Here is a 13112-nt window from a genome sequence, read left to right as displayed (position 1 = left end):
TGTGACTTTTTTTATGGGTAAGTTGTCTATGTAACCATTACTTATCTCAATAAAACACGCATTCGTCATGGACGGATGTGTGTTTTTTTATGGGTGAATGATCCGACATGTTTGAGTAGGACAGAGAATATCAGCGGAAGAATTTTTTATGTAAAAGAAAAAAGAGAAGAAGGTGTAGGGAATGTTTGAGGTATTTATCAAGTTAACTTGGTTTTTTAAACATTATTGGAAACGATACCTCTTTGCAATTTTAGCTTTAATTATTGCAAGTGCGATTGGTTTAATACCACCTAAATTGGCAGGTTATACAATTGATCATATTCAATTTGAGACATTAACTTCCCAGTTATTAATGGCGATTATCGTTGGTTATCTCGTATTAATTATTGTTCACTATGCTATTTCCTATTTATGGGATTATACATTGTTTAGTGGTGCAGTCATTTTAGAAAGATGGATGAGAAGTAAATTGATGGATCATTTCTTAAGGATGACGCCAACATTCTTTGGTAAATATCGTACAGGTGATTTGATGGCACGTAGTACCAATGATTTAAAGGCGATTAGTTTAACAGCTGGTTTTGGCGTACTTACGCTCGTTGATTCGAGTATATTTATGTTAATGATTGTAGCAATAATGGGATTCACCATTAGCTGGAAGTTAACGTTAGCTGCTTTAATCCCATTACCAATAATGGCAATCGTAATGAATAAATATGGTTCAGCCATTCATAATCGATTTACAAAAGCGCAAGCGGCTTTTGGGGAAATGAATAATGACGTGCTCGAATCGATTCGGGGAGTAAGAGTAATACGAGCTTTTGTTCAGGAGAAGCAGGATGCAAAACGTTTTCATGCGATGACAATGGATGTATACGAAAAAAACATAGAAGTAGCTAAAATAGATGCTTTATTTGAACCTACAATGAAAATATTAGTAGGACTGTCTTATACAATTGGACTGGGCTATGGAGCTTTTCTTGTTTTCGATAATATTTTAACACTTGGGGATTTAGTAACATTTAACGTCTATTTAGGCATGCTTATTTGGCCAATGTTTGCTGTTGGCGAATTAATTAATATATTGCAACGTGGGAATGCTTCCTTAGATCGTATTAGTCATACGCTTGATTATCAATCTGATATTCAACAGCCAGCACATCCTATTCATGTACCAGACGTTATGACGGTGCAATATAACTCGGTATCCTTTGCTTATCCCTCGACGGAGAGCAAGCAATTAAAGAATATCTCATTAACGATAAATAAAGGGCAAACAATTGGGATAGTAGGAAAAACAGGTGCTGGAAAAACAACGCTATTTAAGTTATTACTACGCCAATATGCTGGGGTAGAAGGGAGAATAACAATATCTGATAAGAATATAGAGGATCTTTCCTTAGAAACAATTCGTTCTTGGATTGGATATGTTCCTCAAGATCAGGTCATGTTTTCTAAGTCTATCCGTGAGAACATTCAATTTGGAAAAGAGGCTGCAACAGATCAGGAAATATATCGAGTAATGGAATTAGCCCATTTTCTTAATGATATGAAGCAGTTGCCGAATGGCTTAGATACACAAGTCGGAGAAAGCGGTGTTACATTATCTGGCGGACAAAAACAACGCGTGGCTTTAGCGCGAGCCTTTATTAAAGATCCTGAGATATTAATATTAGATGATTCGCTATCTGCCGTAGACGGTAAGACAGAAGCAAAAATAATTGAGCATTTACGGCAAGAAAGGCAAAATAAAACAACTTTAATTGCAGCTCATCGTCTTTCCGCAGTGACACATGCTGACCATATTATTGTATTGGAAGATGGAAAAATTATTGAAGAAGGAACACACGATCAATTAAATCTTAATAATGGGTGGTATCAAAAACAATATCAACAACAACAATTAGCAGACAAAGAGGTGACCAATTCATGTCAACAGAGAAAAGGTTAGTCGCGTACGCATGGCAATTTAAAAAAGGAATTATTATTGGTCTCATTTGTTTAATTATTGCTGTTTCATTAGAATTAGCAGGTCCATTAATTGCTAAAAAAGTAATCGATGATCATATCCTTGGTGTCGAAGGCATTTGGCAACAGGTCGAATCAAATGATGACCGAAACACAGTCACTTATAAAGGGGATTACTATAAACGAAGTGATCGGTTAGAAGAGGAAGATAAGGCAATTGAGGGAGCATCAACCGTTTTAGGAATTGGTTCCAGTTATTATTTCGTTGATAAAGAAGTGACTTTACAGGGCAAACGGACGATCAATGGAAATTCCATAACGATTACAACTGGAAGTCAACAAATGGAGGTAATGGGAGATAAGTTATCGCTTTCTGAGATATATCCCTTTTTTAAACCTGAGCAAAGACCGATCCTATATTTATTAGGATTATATATGCTGTTGCTAATTATTGCTGGTTTCTTTCAGTTTTATCAGACCTTTTTATTACAGCAAGCATCCAATCATATTGTTAAAAAAATGAGAAATGATTTATTTACGCATATTCAAGGGATTCCGATTAATTATTATGTTGATCAGCCGGCAGGGAAAATAGTTGCCCGTATTACCAATGATACCGAGGCTATTCGAGATTTATATGAACGTGTTTTATCTATTGTCGTTACAAGTGTTATTTATATGGGTGGAATTTTTATAGCCTTGTTTATCTTGGATGTGAAATTAGCAGCATTATGTTTACTTATTATTCCTTTACTATATGGTTGGATGAAACTTTATAAACATTATGGGACAAAATATAATACTGTTATTAGATCAACCATAAGTGAAATAAATGGAAATATAAATGAAGCGATTCAAGGGATGTCAATTATTCAAGCTTTCCGGAGGGAAAAGAAAACAAAAGAGGATTTTGAGGTGTTAAACAACCGTCATTTTACGTTTCAGCGGAAGTTAGTCAAGTTAAGTGCGTTAACATCTTATAATCTGGTTACAGTTTTCCGTAATTTGGCATTTGTAGGCTTTATTTGGTATTTTGGTTCTTTTTCTTTAGAGCCAACTAGTGTGATATCAATTGGATTGTTGTACGCTTTTGTTGATTACCTTAACCGATTGTTTGAACCAGTTACAGATATCGTAAACCAGTTACCATTAATTGAACAAGCGAGAGTAGCGGGAAACCGTGTGTTTGAATTAATGGACTATAAAGGTGAAGCCGTTATTGATAAACCAGTCAAACGATATCGCGGGCATGTACATTTTGATCAGGTTTCCTTTGCTTATAATGACAAGGACTATGTATTGAATGAACTTTCCTTTGAAATAAAGCCAGGGCAAACTGCTGCATTTGTTGGTCATACTGGATCCGGCAAAAGCTCGATCATGAATTTGTTGTTTCGGTTTTATGATCCACAGACAGGAAAAATCACAATTGATGGTATCTCTACACAAGAGTGGTCAAGGCAACAAGTTAGAAGTCATATGGGGATTGTTTTACAGGATCCATTCTTATTTTCGGGTACGATTACCTCCAATGTGACTATGAATGATCCAACAATCACCAAAGAAACAGCGATAAAAGCGTTAAAAGCAGTAGGTGCCGACCGCTTTATTGAAAAATTACCGAATCAATATGAGGAAAAAGTTACTGAAGGAGGAACAACTTTTTCGTTAGGAGAAAGACAACTTATATCGTTTGCACGAGCTCTTGCTTTCGATCCTGCTATTTTAATTTTAGATGAAGCGACAGCAAATATAGATACAGAAACCGAGATGGTTATCCAACAGGCTTTAGAAGTATTAAAAGCAGGTAGAACAACATTAGTTATTGCCCATCGATTATCAACGATCCAGCAAGCTGATATTATTTTTGTATTAGATCATGGTAAAATTATGGAAAAAGGAAATCATAACGAATTAATGAAAGAAACTGGATATTATTATCAAATGTATCAGATGCAGCAAGGATTAAAAGCAAATTCTGCTGTCTAACGTCAATCAAACTTGGGGTGAATGATGAGCTCTAAAGATAAGCGGAAACGGGATATAATAGATGAAGATTTGTATGAAGAAATTGATGATGAAACGTTATTTGAATTAGTTGAGCAAGAAAGACAGCAAGCGTTAGCAAGAGAAAAAGAAGAAGAAAAACAAAAAAGACCCAAACGTCCATTTCCTAAATGGGCGTTTTGGTTAATCGCGTCAGTTCTATTATTAAATGTGATTGCAATAATCCCGCGTACTTTTTCAATTCCAGCCATTGATTTCTTAATTACTTCAGCACAGTTATCTCAAGAAGAGGATATCAAAACGTATCAGCAGGCCGTAGTTACCGTTGAAACTGGAGATTCAAAAGGAACGGGCTTTTCTATTTCGTCAGATGGGTTGATTCTGACAAATTACCATGTGGTGGAGGAAGCAAGCGAAATCATCGTTGCTTTTCCTAATGACAAACTTTATCCGGCTCATGTTAAGGAGATTCACCCATCCATTGATTTAGCAATATTGGATATTGATTCTGAAAATATGCCATATTTACAGTTAGCGAAAAATGCAGATATTCAAAAAAATGATGCTATCCAGTTTATTGGTAACCCACTTCAGTTTCATGGAATAGCTAATGAAGGAACCGTTATTGGTGAAACACAACTTCCTTCTTGGGATCGTAAGGTTATTATGCTTGATGCTCCTGTATACAGAGGAAATAGCGGTAGTCCAGTAATAAATAACAACGGAAAGGTAATAGGCATCATTTTTGCTACTTTAGACCATAAAAGCCATGGAAAAGTGGGATTATTTTATTCAATTGATTATTATTATGATTATCAAAGGTAAGGGCTGTTTGGAAGGAACAAAAAAAGGGTATGAGATCAGTAAACATTGAAGGAGGAAAATGAAATGTTCTTTACATCTGATTTGAAAGCCTACAATATTCATGCATCAGATGGAGAAATGGGGAAAGTCAAGGATTTGTATTTTGACGATCAAAAATGGACGATACGATATGCGGTTATAGATTCAAGAAAGTGGCTCCTAGGCAGGCGCGTGCTTATTTCTCCAACTTCCTTCCGAACGCTTAATGAAAGGGAAGAACTTGTAGAGGTAGAATTAGATAAAGATACCATTCGAAATAGTCCTACAATACCTGAAGAACATGCAATTACAAAAGATGTAGAAAATTCGCTCATTAGTTATTATGGTTGGGCAAGAGATTGGACAGGAAATATGATTTGGGGAAACATAGATGAACCTTTTACCTCCCCTCGATCAAATGAGCAATCCGAAATACAAGAACAACGTTTACATGACATGCAGGCGTATGATTTGCGAAGCGAAGATGAAACATTAGGATATAAAGTACACGCGAATGATGGAAAGATTGGAACGGTTATCGATATGGTATTCGATACAGAGTATTGGAAACTAAGATATATGGTAGTACAAGATAGCGATACGTATACAGAAGAAGCATACTTGATTTATCCAATTGATAAGATTGAAACAGTGGATTGGTTTGAAGAAGATATTTATTTAAACGAGACATTAGCAGAAGCCAAGACAAATGCCGTATATAAATCGAAAGCTACTATATTGCCAAATTTATAAAATGTAATATCAGAAGGACTACGGTAGAGACAATCTACCGTAGTCCTTTTTTCTAAAATTAATTCTTTGATTTTGGATTTACATCCTTATCTTTTTTACTAATGTGAATGGTTGGATTTTTAAACTCTCTAGATGATTTAAGATCATGATTGGATGCTTTGATAAACGACCATGACAATAGGAACATGATGAATATGAGTGGAAAACCTGCAACGATGCTTGCTGTTTGTAATGCCTCAAGATCTCCGATAAACATTAGAACAAGCGGTAACAGACATAAAGTGAATGCCCAGAATAAACGATTCCATCGCATTGGTTCACCTTTCATTTGTTTTTGCACCACAGAGGCTAAGATATAAGAAGAAGAATCAAAGGTTGTTGCTAAAAATAGAACAGCTAATATGGTAAATGCGCCCACAACAACTTTTGCCATAGGAAGTTGATGGAGGATTGCTATGATAGCAGCTGGTGCTCCGTTTTCATTCATAAACCCGATGACATCAAATGTGCCAGAAAGTTGAAGGTAAAGTCCAAAGTTACCAAGAATCCCAAAGAATAAAATGCAGCCCAACGTACCATATATCATCGTACCAAGAATCATCTCACGAATTGTTCTGCCTCGGGAAATACGTGCAACAAATAAACCAACGAATGGTGCGTATACAACCCACCATGCCCAGTAGAAAACCGTCCATGATTCTGGGAATCCAGTTTCCGAAAATCCGGCCAAGTCTCTAAATGGCTCTAACCATGTAGCCATGCGGAAGAAATTATCTGCAAGAATACCAATACTAGAAAAAGTCGTTTCACTAATAAATACAGTTGGTCCAAAGATAAATACAAAAGCCATTAATAGAATCGTTAACCAAATACAAACATCACTTAATACCTTAATTCCTCTACGTAACCCAGAATAGGCACTGACGGCAAAGATTACGGTACATAACAACATGATGACTGCTTTTAAGCCTAATGTAACTGGTATACCGGTTAGGTCATGGATTCCTTCTGCAATCATAGGCGTTCCTAATGCTAACGTTGTTCCAGCACCACCCATAAGACCGAACATAAACAATATATCAATGATATTGCCTACGGGGCCATCAACATACTTTCCTAATACTGGTCGGACAGCTTCGCTAATTTTCAAAACAGGCTTTTTTCGTACATAGTAAAAGTATGCGATAGGGAGAGCAGGTAAAGTATAGATGGCCCAAGCAATCGGCCCCCAATGAAAAATTCCATACGTAGATGCCCATTGAATAGCTTCATTTGATTTAGGTTCTACTCCAAATGGCGGCCCTTGATAGTAATAAGCCCATTCAATCATTCCCCAATAAAGGATACTAGAGCCGATCCCAGCAGCAAATAGCATTGCTGCCCATGAGAACGTATTAAATTCTTTTTTGTCATCTTTATTCCCTAATTTGATTCGTCCATTCTTACTAAATGCAACAAATACAAGAAACAGAAAACATCCAAGCCCTAATATTAAATATAGAATTCCAAAATTACCAGTCATGAAAGAATTGGCTAGATTAATTACTTCAGCCCCAGCTTCTGGAAAGAAAATCAGAGGCAGAGAAACACCTAATAATATAAATAAGGCCCCTAAGAAGGTTGGCCAATCGATTAGTTTAAAATTCATATAGTAATCAAACACCTTTCCTATCATAAATATAAAATTTTCCGATTTAAAGGACTTTATTATCTTAGCAAACCAAACTAGCCCACACAAACATCAAATAACTTATAAACTTTATAAATTTTATTATTTATAAAGTTTATAATGGTTGAGTTAGCTCATTCTCTCATATGCTCCCATATTCTAGTTGAATTGATATTTTTTATTTTTGTACATGCATGTTACAGTTTCTACGTAAAACAAAGATTGATATGTCGTCACGATGATGAAGTAATAAATTTCTTGTTGAGAAAAATCCTAACGGTTACTGAGCTGGTTCCCTTTACTTCCATTTTATCCAGTAGGTAAAGAGAGACAATCAGATAGTAGTACAATAACGAAATAGAGGTACAAAATGAGATCCTGATGGAAATCAATTTATTTTTTGGAAGTGGCGAAGTAGTCGAACATATGCATCAGAATAGATAGGAGGAAGAAGAATGAATAATCGAAAAGTTATATTATCTTGTGCAATAACAGGTGCTGGCGAGACAGCTGAAAAAAGCCCGCATGTACCGGTAACGCCAAAAGAAATTGCAGATTCAGCAATTAAAGCAGCTAAGGCAGGTGCGACCATTGCACATATCCATGTACGTGATCCAGAAACGAAAAAATTGAGTCATGATGTTCAATTATTTCAAGAAGTTGTAGAGCGAATTCGTGCGTCTGAAACAGATGTTATTATAAATATTACTGCCGGTGGTGGTGGCGATTGGATACCTAGTGATGCAGACCCAACAAAAGGGGGACTAGGAACGGATATTCAAACACCAGAGGAACGTCATGAACCAGTTGGTTTGTTACTTCCTGAAATATGTACCTTAGATTGTGGTAGTGTGAACTTTGGTGATCAAATTTACATTAGTCCGGCAAATTGGTTACGTAAGCAGGCTCAACTAATAAAAGATAGTGGTGTTAAACCAGAACTTGAATGTTTTGATACGGGTCATATACGGTTTGCAAATCAATTAATGAAAGAAGGGTTAATTGAAGGGGATCCTTTATATCAATTCTGTCTTGGGATTCCTTGGGGAGCAGATGCTGATGCTGAAACAATTGCCTACATGAAAAGTCGTTTACCTGAAAATGGAAAATGGGCTGCTTTTGGGATCGGAAGAATGCAACTACCGATGGTTGCTGAATCTGTTATCCAAGGAGGAAATGCACGTGTTGGTCTAGAGGATAACTTGTATATAAAGAAAGGTCAGCTTGCTACGAACGAAGAACTCGTAGATAAAGCAGTAGAAACGATTCATGGTTTAGGTCATGAAGTAATGAGTCCCGTGGAAGCGCGTAATTATTTAAATTTAAGAAATCCACATGAAAGAGGAGAATAATCAGAGATGTCAGTACAAACTTCAAATACAACAACAAAGATAAAAAATATAACCGTCGTCGGGACTGGTGTCATAGGGAATGGATGGATAACTAGATTCTTAGCAAATGGCTATCATGTAACTGCTAGTGATTTAGATCCTAAAGCAGAAGCACGCACACGCGAAGCTGTTTCAAGGGCATGGCCAGCCATGGAAAAAAAGGGGCTAACAAATGGAGCTTCTTTAGATAATTTATCTTTCGAAAGTGATCTGGGAAAAGCTGTTTCAAATGCTGACTTTGTTCAAGAAAATGTTCCTGAAAGAGAAGAACTAAAGCGTCAGGTTATAGCAGAAATTGACAAATATGCACCAGAAGAAACAATTATTGCATCTAGTACTTCAGGTATTCTTCCAAGTACATTGCAAGCTGATTGTAGCCTTTATCCAGAAAGAGTAATTGTTGCACACCCATTTAATCCAGTTTATCTAATGCCTTTAGTTGAACTTGTAGGTGGACAAAAAACGTCTTCTTCTTCAATTAATGTCGCTAAAAGTGTCTATGATGGTATGGAAATGAAGCCACTCGTTATTCGAACAGAAATCGAAGGACATGTGGCTGACCGATTAATGGAAGCTATCTGGAGAGAGGCATTGCACATTGTTAATGATGGAGTAGCAACGACTGATGAAGTAGATGCGTCCATTGTATATGGGCCAGGATTACGCTGGGCATTAATGGGTCCTTTCATGACCTTGCATATGGGTGGAGGTAAACAAGGAATGGCACATTTACTCGAGCAATTTGGTCCAGCTCTTAAACTTCCATGGACAAAATTAGAAGCTCCAGAATTAACTGAGGAGCTCTCTGAAAAAGTTATTAGTGGTTGTGAACAACAAACTGCAGGAACAACGATGGAAGAATTAGAAGAACGACGTGATCAGTTTTTAATTGAACTGCAGGATTTAGTAAAGAAATATTGGCCAGCAGCAACGATTAAAGGCGAATTATAGAAAGAGGGTTTGGAAGTGACGTCAAAAGTAATTTTAGAAGATCGGGTAAGAAAAGAATGGATTGACTATAATGGGCATATGAACGATGCAGAGTATGGGCGTGTATTTAGCTGGGCTGTCGATCGATTAATGAAGCTTGCAGGTATTGATGATTCCTTTCGTGAAACAGAACAATACACCATGTACACATTAGAAACACATATCTGTTATTTAGCAGAAATGGAGTATAATGAGCCACTCGAAGTACATGTACAATTGCTGGATTATGATGCAAAACGTATACATGTTTTCTTTGAATTAATGGGGTTGAATGGGAAACGAGCCGCTTCGAGTGAACAAATGTTAATGGGTATGAATCAAGCGACTGGTAAACCGTCACCTTTTCCTGATCAAATATTGTCAAAAGTTAAAGAACTTGCTTCTATGTATACACCGGCTGAAAAGCCGAAAGAAGCTGGAAGGGTAATAGGAATAAGGAAAAAATAAATAATACGTTGTTTCATCAAAGCTGTCGAGACACTTCTCGACAGCTTCTTATATTTAAAGTATTTTATAAAATGATCGTTTCATTATATTCTTATTATTCATAAAATCATACAATATAAGCAAAAAGTCACAGGTAAAAATTGATTAAAGACATTGTAAAGAAATTATTACATAATAGGTGAAGAGAGTAATTATTATTTAAAGAAAATGTAACGGGTTTGTGGTAGCCACACGGTATTCGTTACGTTAAGATAAAATGACTTGTCATATGAAATTACGACAAGATACATCATAATATTCGTAGTGTAACAACCTTATTTTGGGGACTAGCCTCAAAACGTAATAAAAATTTAAAAAATGAACGGGTATATATAGCTTGTTAGAATGAATAATTAAACCTATTAAATGTGTAATAACGGGGAGCAATACCCGTAACGAGAATCAATTGCTTTAACTGAAATAAGTAGGGTTGAAAGAAAAAACCCGACAGACCGAAGATATATTTTATTGAAACTAATAATAAAAGATGGTGAATACATCGTGACTAATAAATTAATGAATGATTATAAATGGAATGAATGTGAATATGGAAATAGTACGGCCAAAAATATTTCAAACAACTCGAAAATTATAATGGCTAGGGGGGCTTTTAATTGATGGTGAGTAAATCATTAAAAGATATTCCCTTAGAAGAAATGATACTTTCAGCCCAGCAAGGAGACCAGACTGTCCAAAATTATCTATTAAAAACATATCAACCTTTTATTGCAAAATGTGTTTCAGAAGTCTGTAAACGGTATATTGATCCTAAAAAGGATGATGAATTCAGTATTGGACTTTCAGCTTTTAATGAAGCAATTTTATCCTATTCACCAGAGAGGGGTAGCTCCTTCTTATCCTTTGCAAAACTGGTGATTAAACGGAAGGTAATTGATTACATTCGGTATGTTCAAAAACGCCCAGCTGCAGTTTCTTTAGATGAAACATATGATGCGGAACAGATGGAAAACCCTACAGAAATTCTCGCAGTAAAGGAACAGTATCAATTAGAGCAGGATTCATGGTATCGTAAACAAGAAATACTTGATTTTAAAGAAAAGCTAAAACTATATAAAATGAGTTTAGCTGAATTAACAGAGGTATCGCCGAAACATAGAGATGCCCGTGAATCAGCGATACGAACAGCAAGGGTATTATGTGAAAAGCCTGAGTTAAAAGAGTATGTGATAGCGAAACGAAAGTTGCCAATTAAAGAACTGGTAAAAAACGTTGATGTAAGTAAGAAAACACTAGAACGTAATCGAAAATATATATTAGCGATTTTTATTGTACTTACAGAAGACTATCTATATCTTAAAGACTATTTGAAGGGGGTGGGTCAGTGAAGAAAGGGATCATCATGGAACAGCATCGAAAGTATATGATTGTTCTTACAGAAGAAGGTGTATTCTATAAGGCAATCCCTGTTAAGAATGTTGAAATTGGAGCTGAAGTTACTTTTAAACCAATCCCAGCACAAAAGCGTTTTCATTTCTTGTCTCGTGGTCATAAAATGAATATGCCAATGCGTTTACTTGCTTTAGTAAGTATCATGCTTTTATTTGTGCTGCCTTTTTATTTTCTTATGGATAATAAAAAAACATATGCTTATGTTGGAATAGATATAAATCCCAGTGTAGAATTACAAATCAGTGAAGATTTGCAAGTCCAATCCATTCGTCCTATTAATAATGATGCTGAAAACATTGTAGGCAAGCTAGGTGAATATCAGGGAAAAGCATTGGAAGATGTAATACATATGATTATGGTTGAAAGTGAAGAGACTGGCTTAATTAATAATCAAAAACATATGTTAGTAGGAGTAAGCTTGATTCAAAATAATAAAGGTTCATCTATAATCGAGAGAATGCAACGCTATTTTCAAGTAGAAGGTTCCGAATGGGATATTGCAACTTATTATGTTCCAGATGAAATCAGGCAGGAAGCAGAAGATAATCACATGTCTATGAATGAAGCGATGGCTGCGGCAATACAAGAGAAGGATGATACGTTAACTAAAAACACTGATTCAGAAACGAAATTGGATGATGAGGATAGAGCTATTATTAATTCATTTTATAATTCTAAAAAAGAAAGTGATTCCGAAAGTAATTCTGAAAAGGTGTCAGAACAAGATTCATTGACGGATCAAACCAATGCTAAGGATAAACAAAAGAATAATCCACAATCAGAAAATAATAAAGAGCAGCAAGAAAATCCAATACAATCGAAGGCTCCATCAACGTCATCAGCAAAAAATAGTAGTAAAAATGAAGATACCAAACAGACAGAAGAGAAAGACCAAGCGAAATCTAAAAAGAAACCTACAAATACAAAAAAGAATGAACATAAACAAACGGATAGGGACAATCATAAATGGGAGAAAGATAAGCAATGGTATCAAAAGCGCCATCATGATAATGAATATGAAGATGAAAGCGACTACAATTGTGGTCGAGAAGAGAAGAAAAGCCATGGATATAGACATAAATACGGTGATGATGAAGAAGATACAGATGATGATAAAGAGGATAGAGATGATGAAGATGAAAGAGAGTACGATGATTAAATCGAATTAACGAGTAGAATAAACAAATGAAGTAACACAGACCATGTGGTAAGGTCTGTGTTACTTTTTATACTTTCATCGTAACTGTGGATTCATATTTCATTGCATGATCCAAGTAATAAAGCAGATTGTCATGAGATTCCATAATTGTTCGTTCATCAAGTGAATAATGAAAAGCGTGCAGAAAATGTTGAATTTTTTTTGAGAGAAGATCATCATTTGTTCGTACCATAAGTACAAGCAAATCGTCCCAATGTCCCCAAAGCGTATAGTAAAGTGCTTTATCATAATCAGGAATATCCATTTTACCCCTCCTTAAATTGTAAGGGTTATTCCATAGTGTCCCCATATTATATATATATTGTCTGAAACAAAAATGGTGTATTTGCCATAAAAAGGCTAAATAAAAAAAGTATAATAACTCAACCTTGAATCA

Annotated in this window: 11 protein-coding genes; 9 read left to right on the top strand and 2 right to left on the bottom strand. The window is 35.7% G+C overall.

What is annotated here, in order from left to right:
• Positions 1 to 181: 181 nt before the first annotated feature.
• From BN990_RS14730 to BN990_RS14715, 4 genes are all read left to right on the top strand, one after another.
• A complete protein-coding gene (locus BN990_RS14730) occupies positions 182 to 1951 on the top strand; it encodes an ABC transporter ATP-binding protein (protein ID WP_038245673.1) in 1770 nt (589 codons plus the stop codon).
• Positions 1930 to 3957 (top strand): ABC transporter ATP-binding protein, encoded by a 2028-nt coding sequence (locus BN990_RS14725; RefSeq protein ID WP_021292158.1) that lies wholly within the window; start codon positions 1930 to 1932, stop codon positions 3955 to 3957. Before BN990_RS14730 ends, BN990_RS14725 begins: the two co-directional genes overlap by 22 nt.
• 21 nt (positions 3958 to 3978) lie before the next feature.
• Entirely contained in the window at positions 3979 to 4800 is an 822-nt protein-coding gene (locus BN990_RS14720) for a S1C family serine protease (protein WP_031335755.1), read from the top strand.
• A 63-nt stretch (positions 4801 to 4863) separates the two neighbouring features.
• Positions 4864 to 5571 (top strand): PRC-barrel domain-containing protein, encoded by a 708-nt coding sequence (locus BN990_RS14715; RefSeq protein WP_051739218.1) that lies wholly within the window; start codon positions 4864 to 4866, stop codon positions 5569 to 5571.
• A gap of 58 nt (positions 5572 to 5629) precedes the next feature.
• On the opposite strand, the gene BN990_RS14710 is transcribed toward BN990_RS14715, so the two are convergent.
• Positions 5630 to 7219 (bottom strand): BCCT family transporter, encoded by a 1590-nt coding sequence (locus BN990_RS14710; RefSeq protein WP_038245668.1) that lies wholly within the window; start codon positions 7217 to 7219, stop codon positions 5630 to 5632.
• A gap of 476 nt (positions 7220 to 7695) precedes the next feature.
• Here BN990_RS14710 and BN990_RS14705 point away from each other — a divergent pair, with 476 nt between their 5' ends.
• The 5 genes from BN990_RS14705 to BN990_RS14685 all read left to right on the top strand — a co-directional run bounded on the left by BN990_RS14705 (position 7696) and on the right by BN990_RS14685 (position 12676).
• Complete coding sequence (locus BN990_RS14705; RefSeq protein ID WP_021292162.1) at positions 7696 to 8592, top strand: beta-keto acid cleavage family enzyme; 897 nt, start codon at positions 7696 to 7698, stop codon at positions 8590 to 8592.
• A 6-nt stretch (positions 8593 to 8598) separates the two neighbouring features.
• Positions 8599 to 9582: a 3-hydroxyacyl-CoA dehydrogenase NAD-binding domain-containing protein gene (locus BN990_RS14700; RefSeq protein WP_038245667.1), complete on the top strand. Its 984-nt coding sequence runs from the start codon at positions 8599 to 8601 to the stop codon at positions 9580 to 9582.
• A 15-nt stretch (positions 9583 to 9597) separates the two neighbouring features.
• A complete protein-coding gene (locus BN990_RS14695) occupies positions 9598 to 10068 on the top strand; it encodes a thioesterase family protein (protein WP_021292164.1) in 471 nt (156 codons plus the stop codon).
• A 656-nt stretch (positions 10069 to 10724) separates the two neighbouring features.
• Complete coding sequence (gene sigI, locus BN990_RS14690) at positions 10725 to 11453, top strand: RNA polymerase sigma factor SigI (RefSeq protein ID WP_021292166.1); 729 nt, start codon at positions 10725 to 10727, stop codon at positions 11451 to 11453.
• Positions 11450 to 12676, top strand: coding sequence for an anti-sigma factor domain-containing protein (locus tag BN990_RS14685; protein ID WP_021292167.1), 1227 nt, complete (start codon positions 11450 to 11452; stop codon positions 12674 to 12676). The genes sigI and BN990_RS14685 overlap by 4 nt, the downstream gene beginning before the upstream one ends.
• A gap of 67 nt (positions 12677 to 12743) precedes the next feature.
• On the opposite strand, the gene BN990_RS14680 is transcribed toward BN990_RS14685, so the two are convergent.
• Positions 12744 to 12980 (bottom strand): YhdB family protein, encoded by a 237-nt coding sequence (locus BN990_RS14680; RefSeq protein WP_021292168.1) that lies wholly within the window; start codon positions 12978 to 12980, stop codon positions 12744 to 12746.
• Between the last annotated feature and the right edge of the window lie 132 nt (positions 12981 to 13112).

Source organism: Virgibacillus salexigens, from assembly GCF_000723585.1.
GTDB classification, from domain to species: Bacteria; Bacillota; Bacilli; order Bacillales; family Amphibacillaceae; genus Virgibacillus; species Virgibacillus salexigens.
This window is presented reverse-complemented; position numbering and strand designations above follow the sequence as displayed.

Coding starts and splice junctions, on each gene's coding strand:
- BN990_RS14710 (WP_038245668.1), bottom strand. CDS start 7,219: ATGAATTTTAAACTAATCGATTGGCCAACCTTCTTAGGGGCCTTATTT.
- sigI (WP_021292166.1), top strand. CDS start 10,725: ATGGTGAGTAAATCATTAAAAGATATTCCCTTAGAAGAAATGATACTT.
- BN990_RS14720 (WP_031335755.1), top strand. CDS start 3,979: ATGATGAGCTCTAAAGATAAGCGGAAACGGGATATAATAGATGAAGAT.
- BN990_RS14715 (WP_051739218.1), top strand. CDS start 4,864: ATGTTCTTTACATCTGATTTGAAAGCCTACAATATTCATGCATCAGAT.
- BN990_RS14700 (WP_038245667.1), top strand. CDS start 8,599: ATGTCAGTACAAACTTCAAATACAACAACAAAGATAAAAAATATAACC.
- BN990_RS14705 (WP_021292162.1), top strand. CDS start 7,696: ATGAATAATCGAAAAGTTATATTATCTTGTGCAATAACAGGTGCTGGC.
- BN990_RS14725 (WP_021292158.1), top strand. CDS start 1,930: ATGTCAACAGAGAAAAGGTTAGTCGCGTACGCATGGCAATTTAAAAAA.
- BN990_RS14680 (WP_021292168.1), bottom strand. CDS start 12,980: ATGGATATTCCTGATTATGATAAAGCACTTTACTATACGCTTTGGGGA.
- BN990_RS14730 (WP_038245673.1), top strand. CDS start 182: ATGTTTGAGGTATTTATCAAGTTAACTTGGTTTTTTAAACATTATTGG.